This is a genomic window from Psychrobacillus sp. AK 1817 (genome assembly GCF_008807035.1).
In the GTDB taxonomy this organism is placed as follows: Bacteria; Bacillota; Bacilli; order Bacillales_A; family Planococcaceae; genus Psychrobacillus; species Psychrobacillus faecigallinarum.
In genome coordinates this window covers 609,033-625,570 of sequence record NZ_CP031739.1, presented here as the reverse complement: position 1 = coordinate 625,570, position 16,538 = coordinate 609,033, and the positions used below count along the sequence as shown (strand labels likewise).

The 16,538-nt window shown below is 35.0% G+C and carries 19 protein-coding genes; 15 read left to right on the top strand and 4 right to left on the bottom strand.

Going from position 1 to position 16,538, the window contains the following annotated elements; genetic code table 11:
* Positions 1-141: 141 nt before the first annotated feature.
* Positions 142-1,953 (bottom strand): oligoendopeptidase F, encoded by a 1,812-nt coding sequence (gene pepF, locus D0S48_RS03225; protein WP_191963861.1) that lies wholly within the window; start codon positions 1,951-1,953, stop codon positions 142-144.
* A gap of 516 nt (positions 1,954-2,469) precedes the next feature.
* On the opposite strand from pepF, the gene D0S48_RS03220 reads away from it, so the two are divergent.
* The 6 genes from D0S48_RS03220 (at position 2,470) to D0S48_RS03195 (ending at position 8,849) form a co-directional block, all read left to right on the top strand.
* Positions 2,470-3,642, top strand: a complete 1,173-nt coding sequence (locus D0S48_RS03220; RefSeq protein ID WP_151110062.1) for an ABC transporter substrate-binding protein — start codon at positions 2,470-2,472, stop codon at positions 3,640-3,642.
* 104 nt (positions 3,643-3,746) lie between these two features.
* Entirely contained in the window at positions 3,747-4,619 is an 873-nt protein-coding gene (locus D0S48_RS03215) for a branched-chain amino acid ABC transporter permease (RefSeq protein WP_144536727.1), read from the top strand.
* 9 nt (positions 4,620-4,628) lie between these two features.
* Complete coding sequence (locus D0S48_RS03210) at positions 4,629-5,582, top strand: branched-chain amino acid ABC transporter permease (RefSeq protein ID WP_151110060.1); 954 nt, start codon at positions 4,629-4,631, stop codon at positions 5,580-5,582.
* Entirely contained in the window at positions 5,572-6,360 is a 789-nt protein-coding gene (locus tag D0S48_RS03205) for an ABC transporter ATP-binding protein (protein ID WP_151110058.1), read from the top strand. Before D0S48_RS03210 ends, D0S48_RS03205 begins: the two co-directional genes overlap by 11 nt.
* The gene (locus D0S48_RS03200) at positions 6,353-7,057 is read left to right on the top strand and encodes an ABC transporter ATP-binding protein (protein ID WP_151110056.1); all 705 of its coding nucleotides are present in this window, start codon (positions 6,353-6,355) and stop codon (positions 7,055-7,057) included. The genes D0S48_RS03205 and D0S48_RS03200 overlap by 8 nt, the downstream gene beginning before the upstream one ends.
* A 256-nt stretch (positions 7,058-7,313) precedes the next feature.
* Positions 7,314-8,849, top strand: a complete 1,536-nt coding sequence (locus tag D0S48_RS03195; RefSeq protein WP_151110054.1) for a sensor domain-containing diguanylate cyclase — start codon at positions 7,314-7,316, stop codon at positions 8,847-8,849.
* Positions 8,850-9,098: 249 nt separating this feature from the next.
* Here D0S48_RS03195 and D0S48_RS03190 read toward each other — a convergent pair whose 3' ends face one another.
* Positions 9,099-9,473: a hypothetical protein gene (locus D0S48_RS03190; protein ID WP_144536716.1), complete on the bottom strand. Its 375-nt coding sequence runs from the start codon at positions 9,471-9,473 to the stop codon at positions 9,099-9,101.
* A gap of 82 nt (positions 9,474-9,555) precedes the next feature.
* Between D0S48_RS03190 and D0S48_RS03185 the strand changes: the two genes are divergently transcribed.
* The 3 genes from D0S48_RS03185 to aac(6') all read left to right on the top strand — a co-directional run bounded on the left by D0S48_RS03185 (position 9,556) and on the right by aac(6') (position 10,768).
* Positions 9,556-9,996 (top strand): OsmC family protein, encoded by a 441-nt coding sequence (locus D0S48_RS03185; protein WP_151110052.1) that lies wholly within the window; start codon positions 9,556-9,558, stop codon positions 9,994-9,996.
* A gap of 65 nt (positions 9,997-10,061) precedes the next feature.
* A complete protein-coding gene (locus tag D0S48_RS03180) occupies positions 10,062-10,304 on the top strand; it encodes a hypothetical protein (RefSeq protein WP_191963860.1) in 243 nt (80 codons plus the stop codon).
* Positions 10,305-10,327: 23 nt separating this feature from the next.
* Positions 10,328-10,768 carry an aminoglycoside 6'-N-acetyltransferase gene (aac(6'), locus tag D0S48_RS03175; RefSeq protein WP_151110048.1) on the top strand — a complete coding sequence of 147 codons (441 nt, stop codon included), beginning with the start codon at positions 10,328-10,330 and terminating at the stop codon, positions 10,766-10,768.
* Between the two features lie 92 nt (positions 10,769-10,860).
* On the opposite strand, the gene D0S48_RS03170 is transcribed toward aac(6'), so the two are convergent.
* Entirely contained in the window at positions 10,861-11,511 is a 651-nt protein-coding gene (locus D0S48_RS03170; RefSeq protein WP_144536710.1) for a PAQR family membrane homeostasis protein TrhA, read from the bottom strand.
* A 137-nt stretch (positions 11,512-11,648) separates the two neighbouring features.
* Between D0S48_RS03170 and D0S48_RS03165 the strand changes: the two genes are divergently transcribed.
* The 6 genes from D0S48_RS03165 to D0S48_RS03140 all read left to right on the top strand — a co-directional run bounded on the left by D0S48_RS03165 (position 11,649) and on the right by D0S48_RS03140 (position 15,927).
* A complete protein-coding gene (locus D0S48_RS03165; protein ID WP_144536708.1) occupies positions 11,649-12,215 on the top strand; it encodes a DUF1836 domain-containing protein in 567 nt (188 codons plus the stop codon).
* Positions 12,215-13,732: an amidohydrolase gene (locus D0S48_RS03160; RefSeq protein WP_151110046.1), complete on the top strand. Its 1,518-nt coding sequence runs from the start codon at positions 12,215-12,217 to the stop codon at positions 13,730-13,732. The genes D0S48_RS03165 and D0S48_RS03160 overlap by 1 nt, the downstream gene beginning before the upstream one ends.
* 53 nt (positions 13,733-13,785) lie before the next feature.
* Positions 13,786-14,094 (top strand): magnetosome magnetite crystal formation protein family, encoded by a 309-nt coding sequence (locus tag D0S48_RS03155; protein WP_144536704.1) that lies wholly within the window; start codon positions 13,786-13,788, stop codon positions 14,092-14,094.
* Positions 14,095-14,121: 27 nt separating this feature from the next.
* Positions 14,122-14,943, top strand: coding sequence for a type II pantothenate kinase (coaW, locus tag D0S48_RS03150; RefSeq protein WP_151110044.1), 822 nt, complete (start codon positions 14,122-14,124; stop codon positions 14,941-14,943).
* A gap of 165 nt (positions 14,944-15,108) precedes the next feature.
* Positions 15,109-15,309, top strand: coding sequence for a cold-shock protein (locus D0S48_RS03145; RefSeq protein ID WP_053589685.1), 201 nt, complete (start codon positions 15,109-15,111; stop codon positions 15,307-15,309).
* A 102-nt stretch (positions 15,310-15,411) separates the two neighbouring features.
* On the top strand, positions 15,412-15,927 hold the full coding sequence (locus tag D0S48_RS03140; protein ID WP_151110042.1) for an SRPBCC family protein: 516 nt from the start codon (positions 15,412-15,414) through the stop codon (positions 15,925-15,927).
* A gap of 65 nt (positions 15,928-15,992) precedes the next feature.
* On the opposite strand, the gene D0S48_RS03135 is transcribed toward D0S48_RS03140, so the two are convergent.
* Positions 15,993-16,385 (bottom strand): reverse transcriptase-like protein, encoded by a 393-nt coding sequence (locus D0S48_RS03135; protein WP_144536698.1) that lies wholly within the window; start codon positions 16,383-16,385, stop codon positions 15,993-15,995.
* Positions 16,386-16,538 lie beyond the last annotated feature (153 nt).

The window sequence follows — 16,538 nt, the reverse complement described above, 5'->3', positions numbered from 1 at the left end:
TATTACTTTTTCCCATTGGAGTCTTTATAGATTTGAAGAAAGTCACGAGTTAGTCCCTCTTTGCACAAGTTGTATTCAGTCTAATATAAAAGCTCGAAGTAAAAGAAGCTATCATAATATACATTATGATAGCTTCTTTCTTTATTTGTTTTCAATTGTCTCTGTTAAGATTTCAAGTTCATCAATCAGTGAACCAATGTATGCAATAGTGTCTTTAAGTGGCTCATCTGTAGTGATATCAACACCAGCCATTTTTGCTAATTCTACTGGCGTTTTAGTGCCACCAGCTTTTAAAACTTCTACCCATTCATCTACGGCTGTTTGGCCTTCATTTAATATACGCTTAGCTACCTGTGTAGAGATAGTTAATCCTGCACTATACGTATATGGGTATAAGCCCATATAATAATGAGGCTGACGCATCCATGTAAGCTCTGCACCATCTGTTATTTCCACTGCATCTCCCCAGAAATCTTCTAATACTTCGCGCTTATAAGCATTTAATATTTCAGCATTTACATTTTGACCTTGATCCACTCGCTCATAAACTTTACGTTGGTAAGCTGCTTCCAATAAATGAGTAACAAAATTATGATAATAAGTTCTAGCCACTATAGATGAAATTACCCAGCGTTTAAATTTAGGGTCATCTGAATTTTTTAAAAGGTGGTTAGCAACTAACATTTCGTTCATGGTAGAAGGTGCTTCTATAAAATATAAAGATGGACGAGAATTAAATAGATTTTGTTCTTGGTGTGCAAAATAGAAATGACCAGCATGACCAAGCTCATGTGCTAATACAAAAACCTCATTCATGCGACTTGACCAGGATATTAAAATATATGGATGGCTACCATAAGGACTAGAACAGAAGGCCCCAGTTGATTTTCCTTCATTTTGAGCGAAGTCTACCCAGCGTTCTTTGTAAGAACGATCAACCATTTCAAGATACTCGTCACCCATAACAGATAGAGAATCTTTGATATATTTTTTTGATTCTTCTATTGTAATTGTTGGTTCATAGTTTGGATCAAGAGCAATCTTTAAATCAGCGAACGTCATCTTATCAAGTCCATGTATCTTTTGAAGCAATTTCGCGTATTTTCTCATATGTGGTGCTAGCTCTTTTGTGATCAAATCAATTTGACGGTTATATAGAGAAATATCTACGTCTTGGTCAGAAAGTAAGTATTCAAATACTGAGTCATATCCTCGTATGTCTGCTGTCGTTTTTTCTTGTTGTAGTTGAATATCATATGTTTTTGCAGTTGTGTGCTGATATTCCTTAAGCTTTGAAGAGAAAGCTTCAAATGCTGTTCTACGAAGAACCGTATCAGTTTCAGCTTCCCAATCATTTTCAAAGGAAACGTAGCTTAATGGATATTGTTTCCCGTTTACTACGAAATTTGGAAAGGCAATATCTAATAGCTTAGTAGTTTCGTATAAGTTATAAGGTGCATCAAAGGTAGGGGAGTAGGCAGCTAAAACCTTTTCAACCTCAGGATGTAGAGTATATTTTTTCTTTTCAAGTAATTTAACTAAATAATTCTCGTACTCGGAATTTAGTTGTATAGCTTCTTCTATAATTTCTTTTGGTAATTCTAAAAGTTCACTATCAACAAATGAAGTTTGGCTTGCAACTTTTCCTGCTAAAGAACCAAATTTACCAGCTCTCATTTGTGATTCAGTATTTGTTTGATCTACGGTTATAGCTAGTCTTGCGTAACTTCCTAATAAATTGAACTTCTCAAAAAGAGTCTTGTATTCGCTTAAAGCGTCCACGATTGCTTTAGCGCTATCTATTTTGCCTTTAAATTTCTCGGCAAACATAGGGACGCTTTTTTCTATTTCCTCTAAAGTATTATTGTAATCCTCTTCCGTAGCATATAAATCTTTTAAATTCCATGTTTCTTCTACTTTCACGTCTGATCTTTTTGGTAAGCTTTGCACCATTTTCATCTCTCCTTAATATTACGGTTTTCGAACTATAAATAATTATAGCGGAGAAAGGTAGAAAAGTAATTATTTTTATTATTTTCAATTAATTTAATTGATTAATATAACAATCAAGTTTAATGGACTGTATTTTTAAGGAGGCGAGCGATAAGCATCAACTCAGTTCAGAAGTTGTTTGTAACTTTGTTCTCCTCTTGTTGGAACTTACGGACGCAGTACAGAAATAATTTCGTTATTCTTATACATGCAGTGTTTAAGCAGGCAGGGATGTCTGTCATCATCTCTAGATTCGGTAAATTTTTATACATAATATTATTAATGCAATAACAATAGTATATCAAAAATTATAAAAATTCTAATTAGTCAAATTTCTATAGACTGAATCATTACTTTGTTTTACAATGTAATTGTATTAAAGAAATGTTAATTTTGGAATAAGTTGCTATTAAAAAGAGAGGGTAGCACGCTTTAAAATTTCAAAATTTTCAAACATTATAAGGGGGTATATTTTTTATGAAAAAATCAAAATTTGCTTCATTGTTCCTTGCCTCATCCCTTTTAATAGGGGTTTTGACAGGATGCTCTAGTGAAGGTAGTCAGGGTGACGGTGGGGATACGGTAAAAATTGGTATTAACTTGGAACTTTCTGGTGGCACAGCATCTTATGGCCAATCAGAAGACAAGGCTATTGACTTGGCTGTGGATGAAATTAATGAAGACGGTGGAATTGATGGTAAGAAAATTGAACTTGTAAAAGTCGACAATAAATCAGATGCAGGTGAAGCAACCAATGGAGCTATTAAGCTAATTACCAAAGATAAGGTAGTAGCAATCATAGGTGCAGCAACTAGTGGTAACTCTGTAGCACAAGTAGAAGTTGCCGGGAAAAACAAGGTGCCGCTAATCTCACCATCAGGAACTAGCACTACTGTAACAGTAAATGATGATGGGGAAGTTAATGAATATGCTTTCCGAACAGCATTCATTGATCCTTTCCAAGGAACTGTCGCAGCAAACTTTGCTGCCAATGAATTAAAGGTTAAAAATGTTGCAATTTACGCGGACAACGGAAGTGATTATGCAAAAGGCTTAGCAGCATCCTTTAAAAAGGATTTTGAAGCGGCTGGCGGTAAAATTGTAGCGGAGGAATTTTACGCAGCAAAAGATTCTGACTACCGATCTACCTTAACCAGTATCAAATCTAGTAACCCAGATTTCATTTTTATTCCTGGATATTATGAAGAAGTTGGTCTAATCGTTAAGCAAGCTCGTGAAATGGGAATTACGGTTCCGTTAATGGGTGCTGACGGATGGGATTCACCAACAATCGTTGATTTAGCTGGGGCTGATGCTTTAAATAACACGTTTATCATTACTGCTTACTCTTCAGAAGACCCAGATGGAAAAGCAAAATCATTCTCAGATAAGTTTAATGAAAAGTACGGTGAAGCTCCTAACTCGTTCCATGCTCTAGGCTATGACACTGTTTACTTATTAAAGGATGCAATTGAAAGAGCAGACTCAACCGATGGTGAAAAAATTAAAGAAGCATTAGAAGCAACTGATAATCTGGATTTAGTAACGGGACTATACTCCATGGATGAAAATCATCACCCAGTGAAATCAGCAACAATTATTGAGTTTGTAGATGGAAAACAAGTCTTTAATACAAAGGTAAATCCTTAAAATATTGTTACTAATAATGGAGGGATTCATTCCCTCCTTTTCTGTTACTTTATGAAAGTGGGTTTAGACTTGTACAGTACTAACATATAAGGGAGTGGAACTACATGGAATGGATTCAGCAGTTGATTAATGGTATTTCACTCGGAAGTATATATGCCTTAATCGCCCTTGGATATACGATGGTATATGGAATTATCAAGTTAATAAATTTTGCGCATGGTGACGTGTTCATGGTAGGTTCTTTTATTGGTTTTTATTCTATTACAGTATTTGGATTAGGTTTTTTCCCAGCACTTATTATTTCAATGACAGCTTGTGCACTATTTGGTGTGATTATAGAAAGAATAGCCTACAAACGACTAAGAAACGCTACGCGTATAGCTGCGCTTATTACTGCTATAGGGGTTTCCTTATTAATCGAGTATGGAGTGATTTATATTAGGGGCGCTCAATCTGAAGCGTATCCAGACTTCTTTAAGAAAACCTTTGAACTTTATGGTGTTCAAATAAGCATGCAATCAATTTTAATCCTCTCTGTTTCTGTTGTGTTAATGATTATTCTACAATTTATTGTACATAAAACTAAAACAGGGAAGGCAATGAGAGCTGTTTCTCATGATACAGAGGCAGCAAAATTAATGGGCATCAACGTAGACAACACAATCTCTGCAACTTTTGCTATTGGTTCAGCTTTAGCAGGTGCTGCTGGAGTTATTTTCGGAGTGTATTATACAAAGATTGATCCACTAATGGGAGTTATTCCAGGAGTAAAAGCATTTATTGCAGCGGTTCTAGGAGGTATTGGAATCATTCCAGGAGCAATGGTAGGGGGACTTCTTTTAGGAGTGATTGAATCTGTTGTCAGTGCAGTAGGATTTTCTTTGTGGAGAGATGCTGCAGCATTTGTCATTCTAATATTAATACTCATCTTTAGACCATCAGGTATTTTCGGCAAAAATGCACGAGAGAAAGTGTAGGTGTATTAAATGAAGAAAACTTCTAAACAATTTTGGCTATTTATTGCTTTGGGAATAGTTGTATTTGCCGTTATACAGTTTCTTATTATGAATGGAATGTTAGATCAATACTATAGCAATACGATTATTCTCATATCAATTAATATTATTTTAGCTGTAAGCCTCCATCTGATTATTGGTATTACAGGGCAGTTTTCTATAGGTCATGCTGGATTCTTGGCTGTTGGTGCCTATATTTCTGCTATTGTAACGATGAAGTTGGGACTACCATTCTTTTTAGCGATTATTGTAGGGGGAATTGTTGCAGCATTAGCCGGTTTAGTGGTAGGTATTCCTAGTCTACGGCTAAAGGGAGATTATTTAGCGATAGCCACTCTTGGCTTTGCTGAAATCATTCGTATAATTTTTTTGAATATCGATTATGTCGGTGGGGCTTCAGGCATGCAGGTTGAGCATATGACAACATGGACCTATACATTTATTTGTTTAGCCATAACAATTATAGTTATAGTCAACTTCACCAATTCACGCCATGGTATAGCTTCTATCTCTGTAAGAGAGAATGAAGTTGCAGCTGATGCAATGGGGATTAATACTACGTATTACAAGGTAGCGGCATTTGCCATTGGCTCCTTTTTTGCGGGGGTGGCAGGGGCGCTATACTCTCATAATTTTTATATTATACAACCAAGTCAATTTGGATTTTTAAAATCATTTGATATATTAATCCTTGTTGTTTTAGGAGGGCTGGGCAGCCTATCAGGAGCTGTTTTATCAGCTATTCTTTTGACGGTTGTATCAACTTACTTGCAAGGTTATCCTGAAACGCGAATGATTATATATAGTCTTGTATTGATAATCGTAATGTTATATAGACCTAAAGGTTTAATGGGAACTATGGAAATTACGGATTACTTTAAAAGCTGGAGAGCACCGAAAGGGGGCAGTCAATATGGTAAATAAGCCTTTACTAGAGGTTCTAAACGTAGGGATACAGTTTGGCGGTCTAAAAGCTGTCCAAAATTTAAATATAGTTTTAAAACAAGGTGAACTTGTAGGATTAATCGGACCTAACGGAGCTGGTAAGACAACGAGCTTTAATCTGTTGACTGGCGTTTATGCACCTACAACAGGTGATATTGTGTTTAATGGAGAGCGTATCAATGGATTGCCACCGTTCAAGGTAACTAGAAAAGGAATTAGCAGAACCTTTCAAAATATTCGTCTGTTTAATGAATTGACTGTCTTAGAAAATGTTAAAGTTGCATATCATTCTTTAGCAACACATTCGATGATTAGCTCAATTTTAAGGCTTCCTTCTCATTTTAAAGGTGAGCAAGAGATGGAAGAGAAATCAATCGAATTTCTGGAGATTTTTAAATTAGATAAGTATAAAGATGAGCTTGCAAAAAACCTTCCTTATGGTCAACAGAGAAGACTTGAGGTTGCTAGAGCATTGGCGGCAGGTCCAAAGCTGCTTTTATTAGATGAGCCAGCAGCAGGTATGAATCCTCAAGAAACTAAGGATTTAATGGACTTAATAGGATTTATCCGAGAGAAATTTGACCTGACCATTTTATTGATTGAACATGATATGAATTTGGTGATGGGTGTCTGTGAGAGGATATATGTGTTAGATCATGGACAGCTTTTAGCAGAAGGAACTCCACAGGAAATAAGAAACCATCCTAAAGTTATTGAAGCATATTTAGGAGAGGAGGTTCCGGGCATCCATGCTTAAAGTAGAAAATATAGATGTATTTTATGGAAATATACAGGCGCTACATAATGTAACGATTGAAGTGAATGAAGGCGAAATAGTTACGTTAATAGGGGCAAATGGAGCGGGGAAAAGCACCTTGCTTAAAACCTTATCAGGATTGTTAAAGCCAAAAAAAGGGAAAATAGAGTTTTTAGGTAAATCAATTTCCGGGAAAGCAGCTCAAACTATAGTGAAATCTGGTATTTCTCATGTACCTGAGGGTCGAAGAGTTTTTTCCAATCTTACTGTGGAGGAGAATCTAGAGCTAGGAGCATTTCTACGTAAAGACAAAGCTGGAATTTCTTCGGATTTAAACAAAGTTTACGAAACGTTCCCTAGGCTATTAGAAAGGAAAAAACAACTTTCTGGTACGTTGTCTGGTGGTGAGCAGCAAATGCTTGCAATCGGTCGAGCAATCATGGCAAAGCCTAAACTTGTCTTATTAGATGAACCTTCCATGGGTTTAGCGCCGCTTATGGTGCAAACAATATTCAAAGTTATAGAAGAAATAAATAATGATGGAGCAACTGTCCTGCTAGTTGAACAAAATGCCCATATGGCACTTTCTGTAGCTAACAGAGGCTATGTAATTGAAACAGGGAAAGTAGTACTTTCTGGTCCATCAGCTGAGCTTCAATCTAGTGAAGAAGTTAAGCTTGCATATTTAGGTGGATAATTGAGTAATGAATTTTATTTATTAAAATTAAGAATTGCATTAAAACAAAATGTTTATTAAACAGAAATAATTACAATCGATTAAGAGGATATGAATGACAATTGTCATTTGGTGTCCTCTTTTTGTTTTTTTTAATGAATCTTTCTCTTATATTATAATTTTTTAGCAAAACTACCAATTTACTATAGTTTTTACTATACTAATAGTGCTATAATCAGAAAATGTGATATTAATATTGTATAATTTTGGAGGAAGTATGATAAAAACGTTACGTTTTTGGATTTTAACATTAATTTCGTTTACTATAATTGGCATACTTACTAGTTCTCTTTTTTCGAGCTATTTAGTGACTAAAAACAGCCTAATTGAGAACTCATTAGAGCAAAATCAAGTCTATTCAAAAAAGCTTGCTCAAATGTCTGAGGAGCTATTTGCCTCTATGCAATTGAATTTAGAGGGAAGAAAAGCAGATATAATAAAGTTACTGGATCAGCCAGAGGAGTTAACAGTAGTTCTTGACCAGCTAATTGTCACAAGCAGAAATTTTAATTCAGTTTCTGTTATAGACAAAAATGGTCTAGCGATAGCGACTTCACCTAACGTTGGGATTGCCGGTAATATTATTGAATCAGAAGGTGTTAGGGAAGCGTTAGATAAAAAAGAGAATATTATTACAAAACCATATATGGCGTCGACTGGGAGATTATTAATCCTTGTATCTACTCCGCTTTTTAATGAACAAACTGAATACTTAGGCATGCTTAACGGAACGATATATTTGGAAGAGGATAATTTTATAAGAAATATATTGGCCGAGCATTACTCCAAGGATGGATCCTATGTTTATGTAGTAGACCATTCAGGTACACTTATTTATCATCCTGATGAAGAACGAATAGGCGAAGTTGTAAAAAGTAATGAAGTAGTGGAGAAACTTATAAAGGGTAATAGTGGTTCTAGCTTAACTGAGAACACGAAAGGTGATCTTTACTTAGCTGGTTACTCTTTTATAGAAGCAAGTAACTGGGGAGTTGTTTCACAGACTCCATATCAGTCTAGCTTGGAGCCTCTAATTGGGATTATCTTGAAGATATTTTTATATGCACTTCCTTTTGTTGCTTTGTTTTTAGTAGTAGCTTTTATTATTTCTAATAAGCTCGCATTTCCTTTGCAGAAGCTGGCTATGTATACTATGAATAAGGAATTTAATAAGAAAGAGTTAAGAATTCCTACATGGTATTTTGAAGCGAAACAGCTGACCGAAACGGTGGAAGAATATCGCAGGCATCAGGAGGAAACAGTAGCAGACTTTAAAATGCAATCCTTAACAGATCCCTTGACAGGTCTAAAGAATAGAAGGTTCGCTGAATATTTATATGGTAATCTAAAAGAGGAAAAACAATATTTTTCCATGTTAATGGTAGATATTGATTTCTTTAAAAAAGTTAATGACGAATTTGGGCATAACTCGGGTGATGAAGTCCTTCAGTTTTTAGCTTCTCGAATGAATCTCGTTGCCAGTGATAATGACTTTTGCATCCGTTTAGGTGGAGAGGAATTTGCAATCGTTTTCCCAAATACTCATTTAGATGAGGCCTACAGACTCGCAGAAATACTGAGAAAAGACATCGAAACAACTTTGCCACCTACAAGAAAGCTCATCACAATTTCTGCAGGTGTAGGAGAATACGTAGATTTCAATGAGCCAATTACTTCATTTATAGAACGAATTGATCGCGCGCTTTATAAAGCGAAGTCAAATGGGCGAAATAATACTATGAAATCAAACTGATAAATAGAAAAATAAAGAATCATGAGAATTTAAGTAGTCTCATGCCATACAAAAGTGAAATTGAGACTTCCATTTCACTTTTTTATTTTATTTTGAAAATGCAGGGATGGCTACTCCTGTACCTACTTCTGTTGTGACTGCTAGCGGAGAACAACTGCTATAAAGTAGATAAAAAAACCTGAAAATTTTACGAATGGTAAAATTTCTAGGTTTTTTTAAATTCTAAGATGGATTTTGTTCTAGCCTCTTTTATTGATTGTTTGTTTTTTTAATGAGGTAAAATATTGCCTCAACAATCATTCCTAATACTAATCCAAATGCAGTGAAGATAAAGAGAGAAAGAATTCCGAGTAGGTCTCCATTACCTCCGGTATTAATGATAAAAGAGCGGAAAAGATCAATGAAACCTATTGCTAACCCAAACGTAAATAAATAAAATGCTTTATGAAGATTGTAAAAAAGCATAGCTCCTGCTATGACTCCAGTTACAATTGAAAAAGCTGCAAATGCAATAAAGTTCATAACAACTAGATCTTGACCTAACACGTATCTTACTCCAAGAATGAGTAGAAAAAGAGAAGCAACGATGATAAAACCAGCAATTTTTCCGTAATTTTTAAGCAATCTAAACGCCTACCTTCTCTTCAATAATATAGGAAATCAATGAAATTTCCAATACATCCATTTGAAAGGTTTGATGAAAATTATGACTGAACACATTTTTCACTTGAAAGCAAATTGGCCAGGGAATAGAAATGACGTTGGAGATATTAGTTCTGGAAATTTACAAACTAATATTTCTATACCAAAAGAGATGGATGGACCTGGTGTAGGAACTAATCCAGATGAAATGCTCCTGGGAGCTGCTGCTACCTGCTATATCATCACACTAGCAGCGATGATGGAACGGAGTAAAATAGAAAAAGAAAGTTTAGAAATGCAGTCCACTGCGATTGTTGATGTTACGAAAGGTGTATTCACATATAAAAAAATTATTCATCGACCAAGTATCTTACTTAAAAATGCAAAAGACATAGCTAAGACAGAAAAGCTAGCCATCAAGGCAGAGGAAAACTGTATGATTAGTAAGGCTTTGCGAGGAAATGTAGATATAGAATTAGAATTTTCCGTAAATATTGTTAATTAGTTATTTATTTCCTAATTGCTTTAATGTATATTCTAATCAGGTAATACTAGGGAAGGGTGAATGCAGTGGAATGGATTATAATACCGGCGCTTATTTTTTTAGTTCCAGTTATTAAGTCTGTAACTGAACATTTAGAAGAAAAAGCACGCATAAAAGCTGGGGCAGTTAAAGATGCCTTAGAGTTAGAAAAGCTTAGACAAGAAAATTTTATTATGGAAACAGAAAAGATGAGAATCGAACTTGAAACAATGAGATTACAGTCTCCACCATCAAATATAGATTTTACTTTAACTAAAAAAGAATTCTAGCTTTCTAGGAAAGGTGCTTTTTTATGATTAAACGAGCTGAAACAAAAGATGCTCTCGATGTGGCAACTCTAGCTTCACTATTATGGCCAGGGCATAATAAAGAAGAATTTCTAGAAGAAATGGAACAACTAATTACGAGCGGTGACGCCGTTGTTTTTCTTGCCTATGAACCATCAGGAGGTCCAATTGGATTTGCACAGTGCCAAATACGAAAAGACTATGTGGAGGGGACAAGTACAACACCTGTAGGCTATTTAGAAGGACTTTTTGTACTGGAGGAATTCAGGAATACAGGTATTGCAAGGCAGCTGGTCGAAAAATGCGAACAGTGGTCGATTACAAAAGGCTGTGAAGAATTTGCTAGTGACTGCGAACTGGACAATGAAGAAAGCTTAGCAGTTCATTTAAAATTAGGGTTTAATGAGGTTAATCGTATTATTGCTTTTGCTAAAAAGCTGAAGTAACACACTTGCTCCAACGCAAAGTGAGTTTACATTAAATAATAAAAGGGTGTCCATTAAGTAATTGGACGCCCTCATTATTATTCTAAAACTTTTTATAATACGTATACATACACGCATATGAAGTGGGAAAAAGTGCCTAGCAATATAAAAATGTGAAATATTTCGTGGAAACCTAGCTTTTTAATAAAAGGAAGATTAGGCTTTAGCCCATAAATTATACCACCTATAGTGTAGAATATGCCTCCTGCAATTAAATATAGTAGACCCTGAGTACCTAGACTTTCTGAAAGGGCAGGAGCAAGGAAAATAATTATCCATCCCATTCCTATGTAAAGTGCCGTAGAAACCCATCTTGGACATTCAAACCAAACCATCTTAAATAATATTCCTGAGATAGCTAAAAGAGTTATCAAACTAAACAATACATAACCTGTAGAACCTTTTAATGTTATAAGACAAAATGGAGCATATGTACCAGCAATCAGTAGATAAATCATAGAATGGTCTAACCGACGTAAATACTGGATAACACGATCTTTAGCTAAAACTGCGTGGTAAGTAGCAGAAGCCATATACAGTAAAATCATACTAACACCAAAAATAGAAAGTGCCGTTAATGTAAGATTAGTAGTATTTTGTGAGATTCCCTTCATAATCATGAGAGTGAGCCCTATTAAACCTAAAACAGCTCCCAATAGGTGTGATAATGAATTGAATGGCTCTCTTATATAATTTTTTAGCACGAAGTAAATACCTCCATCTCATTAAGTAGTTTTAATAACTACATATAATGATATAACTATAATTATTAGTAGTCAAGGTTTACCTTTAATGAGTTTTAAGTTACTATATTTTTAAAGTATTACGAGGGGGTTTATTTATGAATGATATAAATAGCTTGATCGAACGTTTGGCGTTGGATACCGCGATTAAAGAAGATGACATACCAGAAATAGACTTATATATGGACCAGGTTATACAGCTTTTTGATGCAAAATATGGGTCCACCATTAGAAATGCTGAAGATAAGGTATTAACAAAAACAATGATAAACAATTACGCGAAGGGCAAGCTTTTCGTTCCAATTAAAAATAAAAAATACTCTAAGCAGCATATTATGTTGATTAATCTCATTTATCATTTAAAAGGATCCCTATCTATAAATGATGTGAAAGAAACGTTATCCCCTTTAAAAGAAATAATGAGCTCAAGGGACTTCACTTTAAATGATTTTTATGATAACTTTATTTCCCTTCAGCAAAATAATAAACTTGTTTTTAAAGAAGAAATTCAAGTATTGGATAAGGAAACAAAAAAAATAGAGGGTGAGGAAGAAATGCAAAAGCTATTGTTAATCTCCTCTTTAGCGAACATGAGCAATCTCTATAGAAGGGCAGCAGAATTGCTCGTTGATGAGCTTATTCCAAAAGAAAAGGAGAAAAAATAATGAAAACTCTTTGGACAAATGGAAGTATTTTTACAATGCAATCAGAAGATTCTATGGTAGAAGCGGTATTAATCGAGAAAGGTAAAATTATTCAAATAGGAAGTAAAGAAGAGCTTCTTCCTCATGCGGACAAGATTATTTCCCTTGAAGGTGCAGCCATGTATCCTGGTTTTGTGGATAGTCATATTCATTTAATTGGACATGGGGAGAAGCTGTCTTATCTCGACCTTTCTTCCTTTACATCTATAGAGAAAATAATGGCTGAAGTATGTAAAAAAGTCACTCCTGGTCAATGGTACATAACAGAGGGATGGAACGATAATCAGTTAATAGATGGAAGATTCATCAGTAAGAATGATTTAGATGTAATTCAAGAAAGTCCGATCGTTTTAAAGAGAATATGCCGCCATGTCCTTGTGGCGAATTCTAGGGCCATGGAGATAGCAGGAATAACGGAAGATACACCTAGTCCAATAGGTGGGAGGATAGGGAAGGATGAAGATGGTAGATTAAACGGGCTTTTTTTTGATGAAGCTCAGCAGCTGATAACGTCCCACATACCCCCAGTCACCTCAGAATATTTAGCAAAAGTAATTCGTTTAAGTATTAAGGACTTACATAAGAAAGGGTTTACAGGTGTCCACACGGAAGATATGGCATATTACGGTCCATACGAAATACCCTTAAAAGCATATCGCGAGGTAGTGGAAGATCAATTTAAAGTTCATCTATTAAGACATCATTTAGTATTCGAACAAATGCAAGAAGAGATGTCCAATGAATTTCTAGAATTTGGTGCGATGAAAATTTTTGTAGATGGTTCATTAGGTGGTCGTACTGCATTATTATCTGAGGATTACTCGGATAAAAGTGGCACAAGTGGAGTTGCAGTTCATACAGAAGAAAAACTTGGACAGTTAGTCCAAATGGCGCGAGTTCATAATGAATGTATTGCTGTTCATGTAATAGGAGATAAGGCGACTGAGCTGATATTAGATAAAATTGAAAAATACCCTGCTCCTAAGGGAAAAAAAGATAGGCTCATTCACGTAAATGTTCTTCGAGCTGATTTAATAGAAAGAATGCACAAGCTACCTATTGTTTTAGATATTCAGCCAATATTTGTTCCATCTGATTTTCCTTGGGTAAAAGAACGACTTGGAGAGGAAAGAATGGAATGGGCCTACGCTTGGAAGTCATTGTTGAGAGCTGGTTTTGAATGCTCAGGAGGATCAGATTCACCAGTAGAGAGTGCAGATCCATTTGTGGCGATAGATGCAGCTGTTAATAATAGATGGAATCCTAGTCAGTCAATATCCATATTTCAAGCTTTATCCCTATATACTACTGGTAGTGCAAAAGCGATTGGGAAAGAATTTCAGAGAGGGAAAATTGCTCAAGGGTTTGATGCTGATTTTACTATCCTAAATGAACCACTTAACGTAGATAATATCCAACAGGTGTTTGTTAGCAAAACAGTAGTGAATGGAAAGATTGTTTACGAAAGAAAAAGATGAAACTAAAACCCTAAGTATTCGTATATATAATAAGATAAAGGAGGTTATATTTAATGGATAATAAAGGACTTAAGGTATTATTGCATGCGAGCACTTGGTTCGCTCCATTTTTAGTACCATTCGTATTATATTTAGTTGTAGATGACCATGAAGTGAAGAAGCTCTCTGTGCAGGCAGTTCTTTTTCAGTTAGTGATGTCAGTTCTGCTTTTTATATCGTTTCTTTTAATATTTATCATAATAGGTATCCCATTAGTAATAATTTTTGCTATAATGGCTTTTGTTGTCCCAATTATAGGTATAATTAAAGCAATCAATGGTGAAGCATTTAATTACCCTATAGTGGGATCATGGATTAAATAAGGGTTGTAATGTAAAAGGGGACTAAGTATGACTACTAGAATTGGTATTGATGCAGGTGGAACTTTAACGAAAATAGCTTATTGGGATAGAGAAAATAAGATGTCCTTTAAAAGCTTTCTTTCTTCAGATTTTCAAGGAGTAAGAGAGTGGATAGAAAACAAGCATTCGTCAAGTGCTATCTGCCTCACTGGTGGTCGAGCAGAGCAATTAAAAAAATTCCTATTATCTAAACAGGACCTTCCTTATATGGTTGAGTTTGATGCGACAATGAATGGCGTGATGTATCAGATGAAACAGGAAGTTATTAGCAGTAGCTCGGCAATCATAGCAAATATTGGTACAGGTACTTCAATACATATTATGCATGACAAAACACATTCACGTATAGCAGGTTCTGGAATTGGTGGAGGTACATTATTAGGCCTTGGAATGGCATTAACAGGCCTAACAAATTATAAAGAAATGATTGCGCTTTCCAAAGACGGGAAGAGATCTACGATAGATGTATTAGTAAGTGACATTTATAAGGATAACAAACTTCCGATAACTGGTTCACTTACAGCTAGTAACTTTGGTGGCGTTACATTAAAGCCAGAGCAAGCTCGGTCTTGTGCCGATTTACTAGCAGGTATTCAAGGCATAATTGGCGAAGTTGTCGCTACATTATGCATACAAGCAGCAGAAGCCCACGGAGTGAAAGATATAATATATATAGGCTCAACATTAGAAGAAAATAGTTTACTTCAAGAAATAATAGAGTCTTATACAATTTTAAAAAATAAAAATCCAATCTTTTTAGAAAAACATGGTTATAGTGGAGCAATTGGTGCATTATTGGAAAACAATTAAAAAAAGATTATGTATATTTGTTGCATTATTAAAAATGCCATGTTATATTTAAAGAGGATTATTTTTGTTCGGTTAGTTAGTAGGTGGCAACACTTTTACTTAACAGTGTTGAGCAAGGATAGTAACACAATGTATGCACAATTTGCATACGAGGAGGATACACACATGGAACAAGGTAAAGTAAAATGGTTTAACTCAGAAAAAGGATTCGGATTTATCGAACGCGAAGGCGGAGACGATGTATTCGTACATTTCTCAGCTATCCAAAGCGAAGGTTTCAAATCTCTTGACGAAGGTCAAGAAGTAACTTTTGAAATCGAGCAAGGCCAACGTGGTCTTCAAGCTACTAACGTAGTTAAAGCTTAATTTTAAACCTAAACTTTAACAGGCTCTCATTTCGAGGGTCTGTTTTTTTGTGTTATCATATATAGAAAGGTTAACATATTGATATGCAGGGGAGTAGTTTAGATGAAAAAATGGAAAAAAGAGATAGTTATTAATGCACCAATCGAATTTGTATGGCCTTATTTTTACGGGGACTTAGAGAAAAAGAAAGTAATTTTTCCAAAGATAATTGATGAAGAGATAATAAAAGAAACTGAGGAAGTTGTTGGAACAGTAATAAGACAGTCGTATAAAAATGGATCACTTGACGAATATTATAATCTCACCTTAAAAAAATATATAAATGAGCCTAATCATAAGCTGGTCCAGGAAACATTTATTTTAAACAATCTTTTTAAAATGAAGGTAGATTATGAACTACATCAGGTGGATGAACAGAATACGAAGTTTACTTATTTATCCGTTAATCGCCCAAGAAATCCTTTGTTAAGCTTGTTTCAACTTTTTGGTAAAGATGACGTTATTGTTCGATTCATGGATCGTACTAAAAATAGTATTGAAAATGACTATAACTTGGATAAAGAGGAAGCACAAGACGAGATTGATACTGTTGAGGGCTATGCAGAGAAAACAGAATAAGGCACTAACAAAAGTTTTAAGTTAACCACACCTCCAACCGATTTAGCTGCTGGAGGTGTAATTTTTTAAGGTAGGTTCTTCCTTACAGCTTCTCTAGCTAAAGCATGGGCTGCTTTGTTTTGATCATCCGGGATCCATTTTATAAAGAATAGATCGAAGGTATCTGTAATGACTAGTATTTTCTCTAATAAGGCAGCAAATTCTGCATTTTTTGCATAACGTTTTTCAACCGCAGCATACACTATTTGAGAATCTGTTCGAATGGATACGATAGTAGGTGAAAGCTTCTGAACTTCTTCCAGCCCTCTCAACAAAGCTTTAAATTCAGTTATATGGTTCGAATAGATACCTATGTATTCACTCATTTTAATTTGATGGCCTTCTCCCTTTATAAAAATTCCAATTCCACTAGGTCCAGGATTGCCAGTTGTAGAGCCATCGATATATAATTCAATCATTGCTACCATCCTTTTAATAATTGTAAGTACTTTTCTTTTTTACGTGAGCTATATTCATAAATAGTGCTTGATTAATAAAACAAACACTTTATAGAGCAATGTAATATAATGTTACACAAGTAATTAAGTGATTGTAAAAGTCGCTAAAGCGGT